Source organism: Lachnospiraceae bacterium, assembly GCA_022794035.1.
In the GTDB taxonomy this organism is placed as follows: Bacteria; Bacillota; Clostridia; order Lachnospirales; family Bianqueaceae; genus CALWPV01.
On record JAAWDX010000012.1, the window covers coordinates 1 to 21,455 of the forward strand.

Here is a 21,455-nt window from a genome sequence, read left to right on the forward strand (position 1 = left end):
GGTCTTTTCTTACCGTTCTCTTCTTCGCTGCTTTGCTTGCAAAGCAACGTTTTTTCTTCTCAGATGTTACACTGTTCGATTTTCAATGTCCAATTTATTGTTGCATGATGACTATGCGCTCTACTGAAATAGAGCAGTCTGGGTAACAGGAGTTGAACCTGCGGCCTCTTGAACCCCATTCAAGCGCTCTACCAAACTGAGCTATACCCAGATCTCAATCACGGGTCATTCAGTCAAGACCGCCATGACCTGCAACGGATAATATCCTACCACATCCAATTTGATCTGTCAACACCTTTTTTTATATTTCTTGCTTCTGCCATTTTCTTGTCATTCCGACTGAAAAATCCATTTTCCTTCTTTAAATTTCTAACACTTACTCCATTGTCAAGCCTGTAGGAATACGGTACAATATAAAGGTATTATGAAAATTTATAGGCTCATAAAGAAATGAATCAGGAGGGTTATTTTGAATCTTACTTCCGTATTAAATCTGCTGGCAGGAATCGGTTTGTTTTTATATGGTATGAATTTAATGGGCGATGGTCTCAAGAATGCCGCCGGTGCCAGTCTGGAACATATTTTAGAAAAATTGACCAACAGTAAGCTAAAGGGCGTGGCTTTAGGCACAGGTGTCACGGCCATTATCCAAAGCTCGGCTGCCACTTCCATCATGTGTCTTGGTTTTGTCAATGCCGGCATTATGGTTTTAAGGCAGGCCATTCCTGTGATCATGGGGGCCAATATCGGCTCCACGGTTACCGGTCAAATTCTGAGATTAGGAGATATTTCCGATCAAAATCTCTTTTTAACAATGCTTAAGCCCTCCTCCTTTGCCCCTATTTTAATTGCTTTCGGTGTCATCTGCATTGTATTTCTTAAAAACCACAGCAAAAAATTAACCAATCTCGCTACGATCCTTTTAGGGCTTGGCATGCTTTTTATCGGCATGTCTATGATGGAAGCCTCCATCTCTCCTTTAAAAGACAATGAGCACTTTCAGCGGATTTTCTTCCTATTTAAAAATCCCTTTCTTGGCATTTTGCTCGGCGCAGTGGTTACCGCCATTATTCAAAGCTCTTCTGCTTCCGTCGGTATTTTGCAGGCCATTTCTTCTACCGGTACCGTCTCCTGGGGCATGGCCATTCCCATCATCCTTGGGCAGAATATTGGAAAGTGCGTTACCGTATGGCTTGGCTGCATCGGAACCACCAAAGATGCCAAACGCGTAGCCTTCTTCCATTTGTTTTTCAATGTATTCGGCGTTATCATCTTAGGTTCCATCATTTATGGCGCGCAGGCCATCTTTGACTTTGCTTTTTGGGATAACACGCTAAATCGTGGTAATATCGCCGATTTTCATTCTCTCTTCAATATTGTAACCACTCTTTTACTGCTTCCCTTATCCGATAAGCTTGTCACTCTTTCTGAACATGTGATCAAAGACAAAGAAGAGATTAACGAAAGCCATCGTCTGGATCTTCTAGATGATTTCCTTTTGAAAACGCCCAAGGTTGCTTTAGAGCATGCGCGGCGCGTCGCTGTCCAGATGGGCTATGCCGTAAAAGAAAACTTTGATATCATTGAAACATTACTTGATCATTATCAGGATGCCCCCCTAGCTACACTCGAAAAAAACGAAAACTTTCTTGATAAGGCGGAATCTAAGCTTAGTGATTATCTAGTTAAAATCAATAGCAGCAACTTAATAACGCAGGACAGCCTGGAAACCTCCGAAATCATTCGTTCTGTCAGCGATTTTGAGCGCATTGGTGACTACTGTGTCAATATCGCCGAGATGGCCGAATACAATCTGCAAAATGGCCTCAGCTTCTCCCCGGTATGTATGGAAGAAATTCACGTCATGATGCGGGCCGTAAAAAATATCCTCGCCATCACCATCGATGCTTTTGAGAAAAATGACGCCTCCATCGCCGCTCGTGTAGAGCCTTTAGAGGAAGTCATTGATTCTTTAAAAGAGCTGATGTCAAGCCGTCATATCGAACGCCTGAAAAACAACCAGTGCTCTGTACAGGCCGGTATCTCTCTGATAGAATTCTTAAACAGCGTCGAACGAATTTCGGATCACTGCTCCAACATCGCAATTCATACCATCCGCAAGCTCAGCGATCAGCCCTTCTTCGATACGCATAAATATCTAAATACAGTTCACGAGGGCGTAACCGAAGAATACAAATCTTTGTACCGCTACTACGAGGCCATGTATTATGAGCCAGCTGAAAAGCTCACAGAACCAGCCTCAGATCCGTCCTGATTACATACAAAGAGCCTTTCCACTTAAGGAAAGGCTCTTTTTTTATGCTTAGATCATCTGACAGATCTGATCTCCCATTTCATTCGTTCCCAGCTTCTCGCAGCCCTCTGACCATATATCCGCCGTACGGTATCCCGCTTTCAGCACCTGCCGCACCGCTTCCTCTATCGCATCCGCTTCCGCCTCCAAATCCAGCGAATAGCGCAGCATCATAGCCGCTGACAAGATGGTAGCAATCGGATTGGCAATATTCTGCCCGGCAATATCCGGCGCCGAGCCATGACTGGGCTCATATAACCCTCGCTTTTCTGCTCCTAGGCTTGCCGATGACAGCATCCCGATCGACCCCGTCACCTCGCTCGCCTCATCCGAAAGAATATCGCCAAACATATTTTCCGTCAAAATCACATCAAACTGCCCCGGATTTTTCACAAGCTGCATAGCGCAGTTATCCACCAAAACATGCTCCAGCTCTACCTCCGGATAGTCCTTAGCAACCTCCTCCACCACACTCCGCCACAGGCGGGAAGAATCCAGCACGTTCGCCTTGTCCACGCTCGCCACCTTTTTTCGGCGCTTCATCGCAACCTCAAAGGCCTTCACGGCAATGCGGCGAATCTCTTCTTCACTGTAGACAAGCGTATCCGTAGCCTGCCGGATTCCGTCGATTTCCTCAGTAAAACGATTTCCAAAATATAAACCGCCTGTCAGCTCTCTCATAATCATCATATCAAAGCCATCACCAATGATCTCATCCCGTAGCGGACAGCGCTCCTTCAGCTCCGGATACAGATAGGCCGGGCGAATATTGGTAAAAAGCCCCATTCCCTTCCGAATAGCCAGTAATCCCGCTTCCGGGCGCTCCTGCGGCGGTCTGTTATACCAATGGGAATTGCCAACATTTCCGCCGACAGCTCCTAATAGTACGCTATCGCTCTTTTTAGCTGCCTCCAAAACCTCGTCGGTCAGCGGCACGCCATAGGCATCGATAGAAGCTCCTCCCATCAATAATCTCTCATAATGAAAAACATGTCCGAACTTTTCTCCTACCGTATCCAACACCTTAACTGCCTGCTCGACAATTTCCGGTCCGATTCCATCTCCCGGCAATAAGACGATTTGAAATTCCATGCTATAGAATCTCCCTTCTGCTCTCATATAAATTCATTTAGTTGCTTTATTATAGACCCGCCGAGTTCAAATTACAAGTTTTTTCCTTTTTCTTTTTCGGCCTTAAATCCCTTAATCTCGATCTTCCCTTCTTTCGTCAGGTAAAGCAGCGCCGTTCCCTTTTCATGCGTTTGTGGCAGCGTCATGACGATTTCTTTCTCTTTTCCCTGCAGCAGCTGCGTCATCTGTGCATCATCAAGCTGCGCACCATACCGCTCTAGGCTATTGAGCCATACGGTAAACTGACATCCTTTACGCCAGTGACTGCAATAATAAGACTTGCTGTTCTTATAGACCTCTCCTTTTGCGCATAGCGGACACTTGCCCAAAGGAGGAAGCCCCTCCTTTTTTGCCGCTGTACGGCTCCTGCCCTTTCTCTTATACTCTTCCTTGGCAAATTGTACCTGTTTTTCCTCTGCAGAAGCACTGACAATAAACTGCACATAGCGCTCGATGCTTTCCATAAAACGCTGCGGCGCCATCGTTCCCTGATAGATTTTATCTAGCGCCTTTTCCCATTTAGCCGTCATCTCGGGCGATTTGAGCTGTCCCGGTAAAATGCCAATCAGTTCCTTGCCCTTCTCGGTAGGCAGCAGGCTCTTTCCTTTTCGCTGAATATAGCGCACCTTGATCAGGCGCTCGATGATGGAGGCTCGCGTGGCCGGCGTACCTAAGGATAGCTTATCCAGCTCTTCCTTAAGCGCTTCCTCTTCTATATATTTCCCGGCATATTCCATCGCCGTCAGAAGCGTTGCTTCTGTAAATGGTTTGGGCGGCTGTGTTTGCTTTTTCTCAATTTGGGCAGAAAGGATCGGGATTTCGTCGCCCTTTTGCAGCATAGGCAGCTCCTCCTCGCTGCTCTTTTCTTTATGAAGCGCCATAAAACCGGGATTCAGCGTTGTCCGGCCTTTTGCTACAAAGTATTCCTTTTCAACCTTCAGAATGACCTCCGTGGTTTCATATTCATAAGCGGGATAAAAGGCTTCTATCAGACGCCAGGCAACCAATCGATAGATCTTTGCCTCATCCTCTGGAAGCTTGCTCAGATCAGGCTTTTTAGGGGTGGGAATGATCGCGTGGTGATCCGTAATTTTACTGTTGTCAATAATTCGCTTTGTAAAAGTAAGGCCGGGAAGCTTCATAAGTGCATCATGAAATTCTGGGGTATTGATCGCATGCAGTGTACTGCGCACTGTCTCCTTCATATCCTCTGATAAATATCGGCTATCGGTTCGCGGATAGGTCAGCAGCTTGTACTTTTCATACAAATTCTGCGCTAATGTCAGCACCTTGCTGGCTGAAAAGCCATAGCGCCGATTGCCTTCGCGCTGCAGCTCCGTCAAATCATACAGCAGCGGAGGCTGCTGCTTTTTTTTCGTTTTGGTTATGCTCTGCACGACTGCCTTGCCGGCCATTTCTGCCAGCTGCTTGATGCGCTCTGCTTCAGCCGGTTCCTCAATATGGGTAATTTTATTTTTGGTCTCTTTGCCGGATTCGCTGGTTCCTTTTTCCCAGCGGAACCAAAGACTGCTGAATCTTTTTTCTTTTTCATGCTGCAGCCTTACTTCATAATAATCCTTAGGGATAAAGGCATCAATTTCCTTTTGCCGATTGACGATCATAGCCAAAGTCGGCGTCTGAACGCGCCCGATCGAAAGCAACACATCATACTGCAGCGTATAGGCCCGGCTTCCGTTGATTCCTACCAGCCAGTCCGCTTCGCTGCGGCAGCGTGCGCTTTCATATAAATGATCATACATGCGCCCATCCTTTAAATTTTGGAAGCCCGCGGTAATCGCCTCTTCTGTCATGCTGGATACCCATAAACGTTCAAAGGGCTTTTTACATTTTGCCATCTGATAAATATAACGGAAAATCAGCTCCCCTTCGCGCCCGCTATCGGTGCCGCAAATGATTTTATCGATTTCCTTATGATTCATCCATTTCTTTACAATCGCAAATTGCTTGTTGGCTCCCCGAATCACCTGCAGCTGGATTTCTTTCGGAATGATCGGAAGATCCTGAAAGTTCCAGCGCTTATACTTTTCATCATAACGCTCCGGAGCGCAGAGCTCGATCAGGTGCCCCACTGCCCATGTGACCACATAGGCCTCGCCGATCAGACAGCCTTCTCCTTTTTCCTTACAGCCAAGTACATTGGCATAGTCTCTGGCGACCGAAGGCTTCTCTGCTACCACAAGTACCTTTCCCATTTCTCCTCTGCTCCTCCTGCTGTGCTAATAAGTTGAAAGGCCCTGATTCCATTTGGAATCAAGGCCTTTTAGATTCATTAGTTATACTTTCTCTTTCTGGCAGCCTCAGACTTTTTCTTTCTTCTCACGCTGGGCTTTTCGTAATGTTCTCTTTTACGAACTTCCTGCATGATTCCAGCCTTAGCACAATTTCTCTTGAAACGACGAAGAGCGCTATCTAATGACTCGTTCTCTTTTACAATTACGTTTGACATGTCACTCCACCCTCCCCTCCAGTTGCAGATTGTCGTGCCTGTAACTTTTGGGCAATTTATAAGCACTATAAAATTATACTAAGCAGTCCGCTTTTAGTCAAGTATTTTCTGGGACTTTTTTTAAATTTTTCTACTAAAAACAAGCTGCTTGCCATCCTCTGCATTATTTTTTCTTTTTGAACAGACCTTTTTTCTCGCCCTGCTCCAAAACCTTCTGGTCATACACATCCAGATCATCTTCGACCAAATCATCTCCTACGATGGAATCTGTAGGCTCTACCGCATTCGGATCTGCTGTTTTCTGTGTCAGATCCGGCTCCTCCACACTGGCAATCTGGCTGCGCAGCACTGGGATCATAACGCTCTTATTGGTACCAAATTCAACGATCAGACAATCGTTAACAATGTTGACCACCTTACCGTACATCCCGCTGTTGATCAGAACCCAATCTCCAATCTTAACTGCATTTTGCATGGCTTCTGTCTGTTTCTGGCGCTTTCTCTGCGGGCGAATCATCACCAGATAAAGAATGACAATAAACACGGCATAGATACCGAGCATTCCTAACATTCCACCGCTGCCTGCCTGACCAGACGCAGCTGCTGTTTCTAATAAAAACATTGATTTTCCTCCTCAATAATAAACGAACTCATATTGTAAAATTATACATGCTTTCTTTATATATTGTCAATACAGATTCTGGAAAATTAACAAACTCTTTACTTGCTTTCCCCTTTTTCCTGCTGATACCCTGCCAGCCTCTGCTTTTTATACTGCGCATACTGCCCTGCCTCCAGCGCAGCCCGTATCTCTTCCATCAGATGATTATAATAATACAGATTATGCAGTACGCAAAGGCGCATGCCCAGCATCTCTTTTGCTTTTAATAAATGCCGGATATAGGCCCTGCTGTAATGGCGGCATGCCGGACACTGGCAATCCTCTCCAATTGGCCTGTCATCCAGCTTATATTTTTCATTCCAGAGATTTAACTTTCCTGCATTGGTATACACATGCCCATGACGCCCGTTTCGTGCGGGCAAAACACAGTCAAAAAAATCTACGCCTCGCTCAACCGCTTCCAAAATATTTTCCGGCGTGCCCACCCCCATCAAATAAGTGGGCTTATTCTGCGGCAGCAGCGGCACGGTCACTTCTAAAATGCGGTACATCTCTTCGTGTGTCTCTCCCACCGCCAGACCGCCAATCGCAAAGCCATCGAGGGGCTTTTCGCGGATCGCCTTGGCATGCTCCCTTCTGACATCCTCTAAAACACCGCCCTGATTGATACCAAACAAAAACTGATGCGGATTCAGCGTTTCCTGCTGCGCATTCAGCCGGGCCATCTCTGCAATGCAGCGGTCAAGCCATCTGGTCGTGCGGCTGACCGAATTCTCAATATAGCGCCGATCTGCCTTGCTCGGCGCGCATTCATCAAAGGCCATCGCAATCGTAGAACCCAGATGGGATTGAATTTGCATACTTTCTTCTGGTCCCATAAAAATTTTCCTGCCATCCACATGCGAAGCAAAGGTCACACCCTCTTCTTTGATCTTTCCTCTCAGCTCCGTTAAAGAAAACACCTGAAATCCGCCGGAATCCGTCAAAATCGGTCTGTCCCAGTTCATAAACCGGTGCAGTCCCCCCAGCTTATAAATCACATCATCTCCCGGCCTCACATGCAAATGATAGGTATTAGAAAGCTCCACCTGACATCCGATTTCCTTTAGATCCATCGAGGACAATGCTCCTTTAATGGCGGCTGCCGTCCCCACGTTCATAAAAACCGGCGTTTCAATGATGCCATGCGGTGTATGCAGCCGCCCTCTCTTAGCCAGTCCTTCTGTTCGAATTAGTTCATACATCGATCTCTTTACTTATCTTCCTTTCCGTTTTCTGCTCCCTCGTCTCGGATTACTCGTTTTTCAATTCTATAGCGCGGTCTTGCCTTGACCTCCTGATATATTTTACCAATATAACCGCCCAGAACGCCCAGACATAAAAGCTGCATGCCGCCCAGCAGCCAGATGGAAGCAATGATCGCTGTCCATCCCGGCACGGCAGCTCCGCAGAGTTTAGAAATCAGTGCATATAAAAGCGCAAGACCGCTGCACAGCGAAATCAAAATCCCCAGCAGCGAAATCATCTTCAGCGGCTTTACGCTGAAAGAGCTGATCCCTTCTATGGCAAATGCAATCATCTTTTTTAGCGGATACTTCGACTCTCCGGCAAACCGCTCCCCTCTGTCATAATAAACAACATCCGTCTTATAGCCGATCTCCGGCACGATCCCCCGCAGAAACAGATTCACCTCTCTGTATTCCGCCAGCGCATCCAGCGCCTCCCTGCTCATCAGACGGTAATCGGCATGATTATTTAAAACATGCGTCCCCAGCCAATTCATCAGCTTATAAAATGCCAGCGCTGAATTGCGTTTAAAAAAGGTATCGGTTTTCCGCTCCTTCCTCACGCCATACACGACCTGACAGCCCTCTTGATATTTCTGTACAAATTCATCCAGCACTTCAATATCATCCTGCAAATCAGCATCCATCGAGATCGCAATATCACAGCGTTCTCTCGCCGTCATCAGCCCGGCCAGCAGCGCATTTTGATGTCCTCTGTTATGCGCCAGCTTGATCCCTGCAAAATGAACATTCTGCTGCGTTAACTCCTCAATCAGCTGCCACGTCCTGTCGCGGCTGCCGTCATCCACCAGCAAAACTCTGCTTTCCTCTGAACAAATTCCCGCTTGCATCATCCGCTGCAGCTTGTCCAAAATCCGTTTGGAAGTTTCCGGCAGCACCTCCTCTTCATTATAACAGGGTATGACAATATACAAATTAGGAATCATAGCCTTCCTCCTTTTGCTGCTTGGCAGCAGAATCCTTTTTAAAAATAATCCATTTGCTGAAAATATAATTGATCACAATGACCACGACGTTGGCGGCAATCTTCATCGGCATCTCCCACCAGTGCAGGCATTCGACCGTCAGATAAAGAAACGCTACATCTACGCCCAGCGAAACCACCCGCGCCGCAAAGAATTCAGATGCTTCACGCAAAACCACCTGCATTCTCCAGCTCCTGCTTTCAAACACAAACAGCTTATTGGTAATGTAAGCAAAAAGCACCGAGAGCACCCACGCCAGCACATCCGCCGCCACTAGCCCGATCCCCATCCAGCGCCGAAAAATGTGGTAGCTAACGATATTGATCAGCGTTGTAAACGCGCCGAAAACTACATACAGCACTAGCTCCTTATACCGGCTCAGCAGCGTCTTGATCCTGTTCATTCTCCTTCTCCTTTTCCAGCGGCAGCGCTTGTTTGCGATTTTTTTGCTTTTGATCCCATCTTCTTCCAATCAGCCAGTAAAGCAACAGTGCGGCAGCGCCGCCAAACGTGCCGATGGCTCCTGCCGTGAGCCCCGGTGTCCGGTAACGCAGCTCAATCTCATGAGTTCCTTCCGGCACCACAAGTCCCATAAAGCCAACATTCACCTTTTCCAGTTTGACTGGCTCTCCGTCGATATAAGCTGACCAGCCCTCTTCCCACGGAATGCCAAAAAAGACAAATTCCTTTTCCGCGAAGCTGCTCTGCGCCATCACGCCGGTCTTGGTTTTCCAAATGGCATCCACCGTCTTAGCTGCCCTTTGTTTACAGGCCTCTTTATAGGCGGCCTCTGTATAGCGCAGCTTGTCTACATTCTCTACATGTGAGAGAATCCTCTGCATATCATACGCCTGTTCATCTGTGAGCGCAACTGCCTGCAGCATCGCAGCCGCCTTATTGCTGTCTGCGACGTTGTCCAGCTCGCTTTTTAAAATATATTCATCATACACAAAGCCCATGGGAATATAAAATTCATTTTCCCAGACATTATAGCCCGCCATCTGATCATAATAGCGGTATCCCGGCATCAATGTGCCCGCTTCTTGATTTTCGGGGTCGCCAAAAGTATCAGAAGCGCCTAACCTGTCAAAATACCAGTGCACGGAAAGAAGCCCGCGCACCGCATATTGGCTCTCCGGAATCTTTGAATTGACATTGCGCGATTCTCCGATATAGGTATAAAACTCCATCAAAGAGGCCGGCACAATGCTATGAAAGGCCCGCATACAGGAAACTTTCCAAAACATGCCCATATTGATCAGGGCGTCATCGGCATCAATCCGAATGAGCTCTTCTTTATCGGGAATGGTAATTTTTTCTTCACCTTGAATCGCATCCGGAATCAAATAATTTTTAGTATCATAGGAACGGCTTTTACCCCAGAAAACGAAGAAATTTCCGTAAAGAATCGAGATGATGCACACCGCCGTCAGGCACTGCGTTACAAATAGATGAGGACGCTTCCGCAAATTAGGAAGGAACTGGATCAGTGCCAAAAGAGATAAGACAGCAGTAATGCTGATCACGATAAACTGCAGCCAGTTCTCTTCGTCATACAGTCCGATTCGATCTAACTGACCATCCTTAAACTGCGGTGTCACCGCCAGCGCCACCACAACGACCAGCGTTACGGCCAGCACCTGCCAGCTGTTTCGGCGCAGGCGCCGCTCATATCCATGGTCTAAGGCCAGCACGGTGGCCAGAATCAGCATCAGAGTCAGCATATAGAACCAGCGCGCATAATAGGAAGCATTGAAGGCTACAAACAGGCTGTTGAGCCCCGGGACGAGTGCCATCAGCAGCAAAATTTTAAGCAGATAGCTGAGCCAGCTTCTGCGCTTTGTCTGGATAAACGCCAAGGCGCCGCAGGCATTAAACAGGGGCAAATAGGCACTGAGCGAAGTCCATTTGGTATTGGCATCCGGAAGCAGCACTTGCTTAGAGGGCAGGTCCGGTGGAAATAAAAAGCTCAGCAAAATAGCCGGCAACCGTTCTTTACTGCTGTACAGCCACATGCCAAAGCCGCTGGGCGGATTATCGACTCTTGGATTTTGCAGCACTGTCAGGATGGACGGAAGCATCAGGATACCGCTCATAATAAATCCAATGACCGCTTCCAAAAGGATGGTAAAAAATTTTTTCCAGCTGCGCTCATAGGCTTGGCACCCGATGCGTACAAAATAGTAAATCACAACGAATACAACCTCGCCTACAAAGAAAAAATAATTGACTAAAGCATTGGCGCACACGGCTAATGCCAGCACGCCTCGCGTTCCATGGTCCATATATTCATCCATGGCAATTAAAAGCAGCGGGAAAAAGATAATCGCTTCATGAAAATGATTGAAAAAGATATTGTAGATGGAATAGCCGCAGAAGGCATATAAAACGCCGCCTAGCATGGCAAATTCCTGGTTTTTGACATACCGCTTCAGATAGGCTGTTCCCATCACCGCCGCACAGCCAAATTTAAGAATCAGCAGCGGTCCCATCAGATAAGGCACAAAGTCATTGGGAAACGGAATCGTCATCCAAAAGAAAGGACTGCCCAGCAAATAAAAGGAATAGGAGGCAATAAAATTAGCACCAATATCCGTGTACCAATTCCAGCCCCATTCTCCGTTTCGTATGGCATGATGCGCAATTTTATAAAAAGGGATCTGCTGAGAATTAAAATCTCCTACAAATAAAAAATATCCCTGATCTATGATCATGGCCGGCACAAAAAGAACCAATGCAATCGCAATGGCGATCAGGAATGTTTTTCCATAGAGCTTTTTTATCGTGAGTGATTTCATACTGTGTCCCTTCTTGCTTTCATTCTTATTGGATTCATACAAATGATACCTGTTAATTGTATCAAAAAGAACCCTATAAGTAAAGCGAAAAAAGCGATATGGCTCCTGATAACCATATCGCCTTTTGTTTTAGGACTGTATTTTATGATCTGGCTGCTTTTGCCGGCCGGACCAGCATGAAGATCATGCCGGCAATCAGTGCGGCGGCCAGAATCGCTCCCAGTACACTTCCGCCTCCGACAAACAGACTGCCGATCTGATATACAATAAAGGCAATCACATACGCAAATACACACTGATACCCAATGGCAAACCAGGTCCACTTTGCATTGTTCATTTCCCTCTTGATGGCGCCGATTGCGGCAAAGCACGGCGCGCACAGCAGGTTAAACAGCAGGAAGGAATAGGCAGCAAGCGGCGTAAAGACCGCACGCATATTGCTCCAGATTTCCCAGCCGTTTTCTGCCACTTCTTCCAAACCGCCAAACAATACGCCAAAGGTGCTGACCACATTTTCTTTTGCAATCAAGCCTGTGACCGAGGCAACAGCGCCTTGCCAGTGCCCCCAGCCCAGCGGTTTGAAAATCCAGGCAAAAAGGTTGCCGATTCTGGCTAATATGCTGTCGGCCATGTCCACCATGCCAAAGGAGCCGTCTGCCCAGCCAAAGCTGGAAGTAAACCAAACTAATATGGTAGCCAGCAGAATAATTGTACCGGCCTTCTTGATAAAGGACCAACCGCGCTCCCACATAGAGCGAAGAACATTCCCTAGCGTAGGCCAATGATAGGCAGGAAGCTCCATGACAAAGGGAGCAGGCTCTCCTGCAAACATCTTTGTCTTTTTAAGCATGATGCCTGAAACTACAATGGCCGCAACTCCTACGAAATAAGCGCTGGGGGATACCCACCAGGCCCCGTCAAACAACGCACCTGCGATCAGGCCAATAATGGGCACCTTTGCTCCGCAGGGGATAAAGGTCGTTGTCATAATTGTCATTTTTCGGTCCCGATCATTTTCAATCGTTCTGGAAGCCATGATACCGGGCACACCGCAGCCTGTGCCAATCAGCATGGGAATAAATGATTTGCCGGAAAGCCCAAACTTGCGGAAAATCCGGTCCATCACAAAGGCAATTCGTGCCATATAGCCACAGCTTTCCAAAAAAGCTAAGAACAAAAATAAAACCAGCATTTGCGGAACAAAGCCAAGTACAGCTCCCACACCTGCAACGATTCCGTCTAAAATCAGCCCGGAAAGCCACTCCGCACAGCCAACCGCTTCCAGCCCGTCTCCGATCAGCACAGGAATTCCTGGCACCCATACGCCATAGTCAGCCGGATCCGGCTCCGGCACCTCTTTTGCTTCCAAATACTCCTCATAAGTAACGGGAATCTCTTCTTCTACATTTCCCTCATCATCATAAAGATAAGCAACTGTCTTTAATGTTTTTGCATCGCCCGGCTCTATTTCTGCCTCCTCTGCGGCTGCCTCAAAGGCTTCCACCTGTGCTCCGGGCACGATGTACTCCTCCTGCGCGCTTTCATACTCTTCAGAGCCAATTCCAAGCAGATGCCAGCCGTCACCGAACAGACCGTCATTCGTCCAATCCGTAGCCCAGTCGCCAACAGTGGTAACCGAAACATAATAGACTAAAATCATTACGAGTGCAAAGATCGGAAGCGCTAAAAAGCGATTGGTTACAACGCGGTCGATCTTGTCGGACGTAGAAAGCTTATTTGTATTTTTCTTTTTATAGCAGCCTTTGATAACAGAAGCAATATAGATATACCGTTCATTTGTAATGATGCTTTCCGCATCATCGTCCATCTCCTGTTCCGCAGCCTGAATATCAGACTCTATGTGCTGCAATAGGTTCTGATCTAAAGCTAGCTGCGCTAATACCTTTTCATCTCTTTCAAAAATTTTTATAGCATACCAGCGCTGCTGCTGTGCCGGCATTTCATGCAGCGCTGCCTCTTCGATATGTGCAATTGCATGTTCAATCGCGCCGCTGAAGCGATGCCGGGGAATTGTCTTGTCCTCTTTAGCTGCCTGCACCGCAGCCTCTGCGGCTTCCATGATGCCATTTCCCTTTAATGCCGAGATCTCTACCACCTTGCAGCCAAGTGCTCTGGACAGTTCCTCCGTTTTAATATGATCTCCATTCTTTTTCACTATGTCCATCATATTAACCGCTACGACTACCGGAATTCCAATTTCCACAAGCTGCGTAGTCAAATAAAGATTTCTCTCCAGATTGGTTCCATCTACAATATTTAAAATTGCATCTGGCCTCTCATCAATCAGATAATTTCTGGCCACTACTTCTTCTAATGTGTACGGTGATAATGAATAGATACCCGGAAGATCTGTAATGGTGACGGTATCATGCTTTTTCAGTTTTCCCTCTTTTTTTTCTACTGTAACGCCAGGCCAGTTGCCCACAAATTGGTTGGAACCTGTCAAGGCATTAAATAAAGTGGTTTTGCCGCTATTGGGATTTCCGGCTAATGCAATACGAATACTCACGATTCCCTCCTGTTGTTAGTTTTAACTAACTCTAAATCAAAAATTTATTCGATTTCGATCATTTCTGCGTCTGCTTTTCGCAGTGATAGCTCATAGCTGCGCACGGTAATTTCAACGGGATCTCCCAGCGGCGCAACCTTACGCACATAAATCTCCACGCCCTTAGTAATTCCCATATCCATAATGCGCCTCTTGACAGCTCCTTCTCCATGCAGCTTTTTAACTTTTGCCCGACCACCTACTGGCACTTGCCTTAATGTTTTCATTGTTCTCCCTTCCTTTTTAAAATTTGAACATCAGCTCTAAGGCTGTTTTTTGATTATTTTACGCGCACTGCGCGTTAATCAACCATAATCTTCCCTGCCATTTCACGGCTGATTGCCACTCTGGAGCCTTTTATGTTGACAATTAAATTTCCGCCTATGGCCGCAATCACTGTCACTGCTGCCCCAGCTACAAAGCCAAGATTTTCTAAATGACCTTTTACCTCTGTTTTTCCTCCGACCTTTTTAATCATCATTTCTTCATCTGTATTGGCTAGTATCAATGGCATCATTTTCTTCCCCCTTCGTTAGTTCTAACTAACCTTTGTTTATATGTTAGCATAGACTAACTCCTATGTCAAGACTTTTTTATTGATTTGATTTGCTCTGCTGGGCTTACGCCAGTTTATTGATTTTTTTCATTTTGGCGGAAATTTTTCCACTACCCCGATGCTTTTCCACCATGTCTAGCTGAGCTTCTTCCACCAAACAATTAGTGCCATCGCTGCCTTAACGGATAATTTTCCACTATCATTTGATTTTACGCCAAAGTCAGTGGAAATTTTTCAGCTAATTTTAATTTTTCTGCCACACACAGCTGAACTTATGATACAATAAAGGCGGCAAGGTAGTTTTGAGAATTCAAGCCTCTGAGCCGCCTTCAAAGTTTGCCTTTGGCAAACTTGTGATATCGCCATGATACAATAAGAAAACGGGACGACCGCAAGAATCCCGCAAGGATTATTCTACTACATATGAACGGAGACATACCTCTATGAAAACCAGCGATTTTTATTTTGATCTGCCTGAAGAACTCATTGCTCAGGTTCCTCTGCCAAACCGCACAGATTCACGGCTTTTGGTTTTAGATAAAGAGACCGGTGCGATTACGCACAGTCATTTTCATCAGCTGGATCAATTTTTACGCCCCGGCGATCGTCTCGTATTAAACGATACGAAGGTTTTACCCGCCCGGCTCATTGGGCGCCGCATAGATACGGCAGCTCAGGTGGAGATTCTTCTGCTTAAACGGCTCAGTGCTGATGAAATTCATGCACAGCAATTACCTGATGGCTGCATTTGGGAAGCGCTGGCCGGCCCGGGCAAACGGGCCCGCCTTGGTCATCAGCTGACCTTTGGCGATGGCCGTTTGAAGGCTGAAGTTGTTCGGGTTCTTCCCGATGGGAACCGTTTGGTTCAGTTCAAATTTGAGGGCATTTTTGAGGAAATATTAGATGAACTCGGTCAAATGCCGCTTCCTCCTTATATCCACGAAAAATTAGAAGATCGGGACCGGTATCAGACTGTCTATGCCCGTGAAGAAGGCTCTGCTGCTGCTCCTACGGCCGGTCTCCACTTTACTAAGGAATTATTGGCTTCCCTGCAAGAACATGGAATCGATATTTCTTTTGTTACGCTTCATGTTGGCTTAGGTACATTTCGCCCTGTAAAAGCGGATCAGATTGAAGATCACGTAATGCACAGAGAGATTTATCATATTGATGAGGCGACTGCTCAGGCGATCAATGAAACGAAACGTAAAGGAGGTCGCATTATTGCCGTTGGTACAACCTCTTGCCGTACTCTCGAATCGGCTGCTGTCTCTCCCGGTGTGATTCAAAGCGGCAGCTCTGAAACTGGAATTTTTATCTATCCCGGATATCAATTTAAAATTTTAGATGCTTTGATCACCAATTTTCATCTTCCGGAATCTACGCTGATCATGCTGGTCAGCGCTCTTGCCGGACGTGAGCACACATTAAATGCATATCAAAAGGCTGTACAGGAAAAATATCGCTTTTTCAGCTTTGGCGATGCTATGTTCATCCAGTAGAAAAGGGCTGAATGCCAGCCTCTTAAAATAAAAAATGGTGGAAATCTCCACCATTTTTTTAATTTCTCTCATTCGCAGCTTTTTTATCGGAAGAATAAATGGCCTCCGTGCTGCCCAATAAAGCTAAGTGCTTCCATAAACCAGGAATAATCGCAGGCACTGGATACAAAGTAGAGCGCTCCTTGCGAATAATCCTCACCTGCCAGTGCTCTGTCCACTGCCTCATATACAGAGGCGCTTGGCGTCATACTCCATAATGTTCCGCTTGATGCAGGATCAAACTGACCAGGAGCTAAAATTACCTCTGTAACAGAACTACCAAACCCTGCTCGAACACGGTTTAGGATCACATTGGCTACCATGATCTGTCCCTGCAAATCTTCTCCGCCCGCTTCTGCCATTACAATCATAGAGAGAATGTCGCGCTCCGAAACGCCTACGCTCACTGCTGCGTTTTGAGAAGCTTTAAATGAATACTGAGTAAGCCTTGCCTGCGCTTGCTCCTCTTCTTTTTTTGCCTGGATGATTTCATCTAACTGAACTGATGCTTCTTCGATATGTTCCTCCGAAACCTGCTGCCATACTTCTTTCAAAGTGACATCTTCCTCAACAACACTGTGTTCGTTATTCATATATGCCTTCTGAAGAGGCGATTCATAGCTATATGCACTAATGTCATACGCAAAACCAGTAGATACGGCTACCATAACGCTGAGCATCATAAAACAAATTCGACCTTTCACAATACCTCCTTTTGAATAGTCAAACAAACCATTCACAATCGAGAAAGATTTCCGGTAATTTTTTACCGCTTTACTCAATTATATGAAATTATAAGAGGTAATATGCAGAAAGTCAATCAATTTGAAATTATTTCGTCACATTGTATAATTAAAAATAACATATTTTGTAACTATTATACATATTTATTAACCATTTTGTATCTTTTAGTTAATACTTTTGTAATATTTATTCTCTCCCTCTGGCTGCAGCCAATCCGTATTCGGCTTACAAATCAGCCGCGCATCCAGGTATGCCTGATCCAGCCCCAGCACTGTCTGGCCCTGATAGCTACCTGAAGGATTTTTCTGCACGACTAATGCAGCATCGGTATTGCTGTCATCTTCCAGACACAGAGGAAGCATCAAACTCATACAGTTCCCCTTCGGGAAATAACAGGGAATGGCCGTTCTGAAATTCCATCTTACCCTTTTTAACGCAATCTCAATCGCATCCTCCATTCGGCTTCTCAATCTGCGAAATATCTTGTCATTCTCCGCAATATAACTTGACAAAGAAGCATATGCCTGCTTTTGTGCCTCGCTCCCCCTGCCTTTATTTTCTAGCGCCGCAATTCTCTCCAGCGCCTGATCATCGCCATAGCAGCATTCACGCAAATACCCTAGCGGCAGTCGATGCAGATTATCAATAATGATGTGTTCATAATCTGTCAGCAGTTCTTTTGTCAAATCATATATTAGATCTTCATTCTTTTCCACATAGCTAGGCACCTGCGGCAAAGGATTAAAATAACTGGTCAGTAATTTCCCGTATCCATTTTTTCCTCTGATTCCGGCCATTGCAAAAGCTTCAAACTTCCATTCCTCTTTTCCTTTCTGAGGATTAGGCACAAAACAAGCATAGATATCATCATAATGGTTATTTACCAGTCCTGTGTTAAAGGCCGCGAACTGACGATCCTGGGAAATACACACCTTATCCTCCTGAAGCAGCCGATAAAATGTATACTGCATATACTTTTTCAAAATGAAATACCGCCCATAGTGCCGCTGATCATCCCATCTTTCCGGAAGCGCTAAATCAGCCAATTCCTTTAAGAAATCCTGCCAATATCCAAGGTCTGCAAAATATTCTAATGATTTTCCCGGCGGAATCGGGTGTTCTTCTTCTCTTTCTTCCTCTTCCTGTTCCTTTTTCGGAGAGCCCACAAAGCTCAGATACCATTGCTTGCCGTAAGGACGTTCATTTTTCTTAAGGACAGCTATCATATCTTCTTCGTCAAAAACGACGGGAAAGGTAATCGAATAGCTTCTGGCCTGCACCGTTTTCTCTTCTAAACTTTTTTGATAGGCTGCTGCTAATTCCTTTTCAGGCTCCTTCATGCCGCGGCGTTTCAAAAACTCTATGATCTTAGGCGGCAAATACGCTAATCGTGTAAATTCACCCGCATTTTCCGTATGCTCTGCTTTCGCCGGCTCCTGCACCGCTTCCTCTTTTTTAGGAGGCCTAGCGGCTTCCTCTTTTTCTGGCAGTGCCGCAGAACCCTTTAACGGTTCCTCCCTTATTGTAATCAGCACATTGGGCACCCCATGAATCACGACATCTTTCATTTCTAAATATGCCGGCATCTCCTGCAGCATATTTTTCATTTTAGAAAATCCATAGTTTTTAGACGAGAAACCTCTTTCGACCAAATATTTACTGATTTTAGCCATATGCAGTTCCTCCCCTTTAGGGAACATTCCGCATAAAATCTGATAAATTTTATTTTTTTCCTGATCAGTAAACTTTTCTTTTCCCCTTTTCTCTTCCTGCGTATCTTTAGACGCAACTGTCTGTACGAACTGAGGATATCGTCTTTGATAAGGCGTATCCTCCTGCTTCATTTTTCCGCTATGCACTACAAGACGTTTCAGGTTCTGCGTTTTTCTCTGTACACCACCTATTTTCAGCAGTCCGGCTCCCATTTCATTTTCCAGCTCGGCCATCTCTGATGAAGTAGGAACCCATACAGCATTTTTAGTCTCTTCTGATTTTATGCCCTGTTTTTCTTGCGGCCATGGCCGCAAAATGATGTTGGAATTAGAATGACCGTCGTATTCATAATCTTCTAATACAATAAATTCTTTCAATTCTTTCATTAAATTTTTCATGCGCGCAAAACCGTACCTGCGGCATCCATGCCCTGAAGCTGTCAGCTCCTTGCCGACTGCTGAAAGCGCATAGGGCTCATTGAAATTTAACTTTTCTTTTAAAAGCTCATAAATTTCTTTTTTATTCAGTTCTGTAATCATACATGTATTAATCCTCTCAATTTTGATTGCTGAATTTATAAGATAATCTCATTAAACTATCTGATAAATGAACATTCTCTACGATAACCGTTGGGTCTGCTAATTGTAAATCAATAGATGCAAAATTCCAAATGCCTTTAACGCCGCATTCTACCAATAAATTAGCCATATGAATCGCTTCGGCTTTAGGGATCGTAAGCACACCGATATCAACCACATTTTCATTGATATACTTTTCAAGATTCTCTATAGATTGCACGGTTCTCCCGCCAATCGTCTGTCCGATAATCTCAGGAGCAATATCGAACATTGCCGTAACATGGAATCCTCTTTTTTCAAAATTTGTGTAATTTACGAGCGCCTGCCCTAAATGTCCGGCTCCAATAATAATAATATTATGAACTTGATCAATCCCCAATATACGGGCTACCTCTTGATACAGTACCTCCACGTGATATCCGTATCCCTGCTGTCCAAATTCACCAAAATGATTCAGGTCCTGTCTTACCTGTGATGCCGTCAGTCCCATCCTTCGGCTTAACTCTCCTGAAGAGATTCTGGTAACATTATTATTAAGGAGCTCGCCCAGATATCGATAATATCTGGGTAATCTTCGAATCACGGCATCAGAAATATAGTTTCGGTTTACCATACGAAGAACCCCTCATTTTCAATACTTTGAAATTTTCTATGATTTCAAGCCTTTATATTATATCAATCTCCTTTCATAAAAGCAATTCTTTTTCATTGAAAAAAAAACCAAATCCCTTTATAATACTTTTAATACTAAGAAGGAGTCTTGATACACCATGCATGAATTCGGAACCGTTATTGCGATCAAAGAATCTCTCATACAGGTCGAAATTCCCCGTTCAAAACGCTGCCGGGGCTGCCATGCCTGTACTCCTTTAAATGGAAAGGATTCTATGACGCTATTTGCTTTAAATGATTGCCAGGCCGCCATAGGGGATCAGGTACAAATTCAGATTCAGGAATCCGGTGAGCTTTCTGCGTCTTTACTGCTCTATGGCATTCCTTTAGCTGTTTTCTTAATCAGCCTTGTACTGTTCGCTCTTTTTTTACCTGAAATTCCAGCCCTCCTGCTTTCTTTTCTTATTCTATCCCTTGCTTATTTAGCGATTCATTTTCTGTCTAAGCGTCTAAATAGAGAGCGCTATATGCCGCGCGCCGTTCTGATTCTCCCCTTCGTCAAATAAGCATCCCCAAAACTATCACCTCGCCCTCCCTTCTTTCATATGATACAGTAAATTGAAAGAAAGTCGGGAGGTTTTATGATGTCTAAAAATGCATCCCTCTTCAACAAAGCATCCGGAAGCCGGTATATGACCCGCAAACCGGATTGCTGCCCCACCTGTCCCCCTTATACGCCTGCTTCGCCGTGCCATTGCAATCCGGCGCCCAATGAAAACTGCAAGGATATTTGTGTGAACCCTCCGGTAGGGCAGCCTAAATCGCTTACCCTGCTTGCTCCTGTCGTTTTTGATGAATGCGGTTTAAATCTCTGCAAGGTTGTGCAAAGAAATGTATTCTGCAACCCCGAGATTGCATCCATTCGTCTGCGCGTAATCGATATTGACTTTAATATGGGACGCGGCGACCATTCTTCGCATATTGAAACTCTGCGCAGCCGCCCAAGCTGCAGCCGGATCACCCTCAGCGGTATCCGTGTAAAGCTGGCTGTGACTGTTTTAGATCGCTGCCAGAATGTTCTGGACACCTTTATTATGGTAGAAGAGTATCTGCCGGCCTGTCAGGACGATCCGTGCTATGATGAAGAAGCAAATCCCTGCAGCCTTTGCATGGAGCTTTACACCCCGTACGGATTAAGCTATCTGTCTCAAGATCCGCCCTGCCCCACCATCAACTATTTTGGTATGGAAGAGATGGGCGCATGCGGTATGGGCAATAACAGCCTGCGTCAGGGTGTTGGCGCTCAGGCACTGGCCAAAGTCGTTCGCTTTGATCCGGAGGACGGCGTGGTTGCCATTGGCTTAACCATTTATCTGAAATCTATCTATTTTGTTCAGTACCGTGTTCCTCACGAGGGCCTCGCAGTACCGCCCAAATGCGATGCCATTGTCGATCAGTGCGACGCCTGCAAAGATTTTGTTGAAGGCGATCTGCTCAGCCTCAATTTAAAGCCGCTTGATTTTTGTTAAAACAAAACC

The 21,455-nt window shown here is 45.6% G+C and carries 18 protein-coding genes and 1 tRNA gene; 4 read left to right on the forward strand and 15 right to left on the reverse strand.

The genetic code is table 11. The annotated features are described in order from the left end of the window. Positions 1-137 precede the first annotated feature (137 nt). Positions 138-211, reverse strand: a tRNA-Pro gene (locus HFE64_09245). 258 nt (positions 212-469) lie between these two features. On the opposite strand from HFE64_09245, the gene HFE64_09250 reads away from it, so the two are divergent. Next, a complete protein-coding gene (locus tag HFE64_09250) occupies positions 470-2,275 on the forward strand; it encodes a Na/Pi cotransporter family protein (protein ID MCI8633645.1) in 1,806 nt (601 codons plus the stop codon). Positions 2,276-2,323: 48 nt separating this feature from the next. On the opposite strand, the gene leuB is transcribed toward HFE64_09250, so the two are convergent. From leuB to HFE64_09305, 11 genes are all read right to left on the reverse strand, one after another. Beyond that, a complete protein-coding gene (gene leuB, locus HFE64_09255) occupies positions 2,324-3,406 on the reverse strand; it encodes a 3-isopropylmalate dehydrogenase (GenBank protein MCI8633646.1) in 1,083 nt (360 codons plus the stop codon). 71 nt (positions 3,407-3,477) lie between these two features. Continuing rightward, positions 3,478-5,658 (reverse strand): DNA topoisomerase III, encoded by a 2,181-nt coding sequence (locus HFE64_09260; protein MCI8633647.1) that lies wholly within the window; start codon positions 5,656-5,658, stop codon positions 3,478-3,480. A 77-nt stretch (positions 5,659-5,735) separates the two neighbouring features. After that, positions 5,736-5,912, reverse strand: a complete 177-nt coding sequence (locus HFE64_09265; GenBank protein ID MCI8633648.1) for a 30S ribosomal protein S21 — start codon at positions 5,910-5,912, stop codon at positions 5,736-5,738. Positions 5,913-6,075: 163 nt separating this feature from the next. After that, positions 6,076-6,534, reverse strand: coding sequence for a preprotein translocase subunit YajC (yajC, locus tag HFE64_09270; GenBank protein MCI8633649.1), 459 nt, complete (start codon positions 6,532-6,534; stop codon positions 6,076-6,078). A gap of 98 nt (positions 6,535-6,632) precedes the next feature. Continuing rightward, positions 6,633-7,778 (reverse strand): tRNA guanosine(34) transglycosylase Tgt, encoded by a 1,146-nt coding sequence (gene tgt, locus HFE64_09275; GenBank protein ID MCI8633650.1) that lies wholly within the window; start codon positions 7,776-7,778, stop codon positions 6,633-6,635. An 8-nt stretch (positions 7,779-7,786) separates the two neighbouring features. Then, the gene (locus HFE64_09280; GenBank protein MCI8633651.1) at positions 7,787-8,764 is read right to left on the reverse strand and encodes a glycosyltransferase family 2 protein; all 978 of its coding nucleotides are present in this window, start codon (positions 8,762-8,764) and stop codon (positions 7,787-7,789) included. Further along, on the reverse strand, positions 8,757-9,209 hold the full coding sequence (locus HFE64_09285) for a GtrA family protein (protein MCI8633652.1): 453 nt from the start codon (positions 9,207-9,209) through the stop codon (positions 8,757-8,759). The genes HFE64_09280 and HFE64_09285 overlap by 8 nt, the downstream gene beginning before the upstream one ends. Beyond that, positions 9,175-11,604: a YfhO family protein gene (locus HFE64_09290; protein ID MCI8633653.1), complete on the reverse strand. Its 2,430-nt coding sequence runs from the start codon at positions 11,602-11,604 to the stop codon at positions 9,175-9,177. The genes HFE64_09285 and HFE64_09290 overlap by 35 nt, the downstream gene beginning before the upstream one ends. 142 nt (positions 11,605-11,746) lie before the next feature. Next, positions 11,747-14,134 (reverse strand): ferrous iron transport protein B, encoded by a 2,388-nt coding sequence (gene feoB, locus HFE64_09295; protein MCI8633654.1) that lies wholly within the window; start codon positions 14,132-14,134, stop codon positions 11,747-11,749. 44 nt (positions 14,135-14,178) lie between these two features. Beyond that, entirely contained in the window at positions 14,179-14,400 is a 222-nt protein-coding gene (locus tag HFE64_09300) for a ferrous iron transport protein A (GenBank protein MCI8633655.1), read from the reverse strand. A 74-nt stretch (positions 14,401-14,474) separates the two neighbouring features. After that, positions 14,475-14,690, reverse strand: a complete 216-nt coding sequence (locus tag HFE64_09305; protein MCI8633656.1) for a ferrous iron transport protein A — start codon at positions 14,688-14,690, stop codon at positions 14,475-14,477. Between the two features lie 482 nt (positions 14,691-15,172). Between HFE64_09305 and queA the strand changes: the two genes are divergently transcribed. After that, a complete protein-coding gene (gene queA, locus HFE64_09310) occupies positions 15,173-16,231 on the forward strand; it encodes a tRNA preQ1(34) S-adenosylmethionine ribosyltransferase-isomerase QueA (protein ID MCI8633657.1) in 1,059 nt (352 codons plus the stop codon). A gap of 83 nt (positions 16,232-16,314) precedes the next feature. On the opposite strand, the gene HFE64_09315 is transcribed toward queA, so the two are convergent. The 3 genes from HFE64_09315 to HFE64_09325 form a co-directional block, all read right to left on the reverse strand. Further along, on the reverse strand, positions 16,315-16,974 hold the full coding sequence (locus HFE64_09315; GenBank protein ID MCI8633658.1) for a cell wall hydrolase: 660 nt from the start codon (positions 16,972-16,974) through the stop codon (positions 16,315-16,317). A 204-nt stretch (positions 16,975-17,178) separates the two neighbouring features. Next, entirely contained in the window at positions 17,179-19,266 is a 2,088-nt protein-coding gene (locus HFE64_09320; GenBank protein MCI8633659.1) for a DUF3825 domain-containing protein, read from the reverse strand. Between the two features lie 16 nt (positions 19,267-19,282). Beyond that, positions 19,283-19,918: a redox-sensing transcriptional repressor Rex gene (locus HFE64_09325; protein MCI8633660.1), complete on the reverse strand. Its 636-nt coding sequence runs from the start codon at positions 19,916-19,918 to the stop codon at positions 19,283-19,285. A gap of 157 nt (positions 19,919-20,075) precedes the next feature. On the opposite strand from HFE64_09325, the gene HFE64_09330 reads away from it, so the two are divergent. Both HFE64_09330 and HFE64_09335 read left to right on the forward strand, forming a co-directional pair. Beyond that, complete coding sequence (locus HFE64_09330; protein ID MCI8633661.1) at positions 20,076-20,483, forward strand: SoxR reducing system RseC family protein; 408 nt, start codon at positions 20,076-20,078, stop codon at positions 20,481-20,483. A 78-nt stretch (positions 20,484-20,561) separates the two neighbouring features. Beyond that, positions 20,562-21,446 carry a hypothetical protein gene (locus HFE64_09335; GenBank protein MCI8633662.1) on the forward strand — a complete coding sequence of 295 codons (885 nt, stop codon included), beginning with the start codon at positions 20,562-20,564 and terminating at the stop codon, positions 21,444-21,446. Positions 21,447-21,455: the final 9 nt, after the last annotated feature.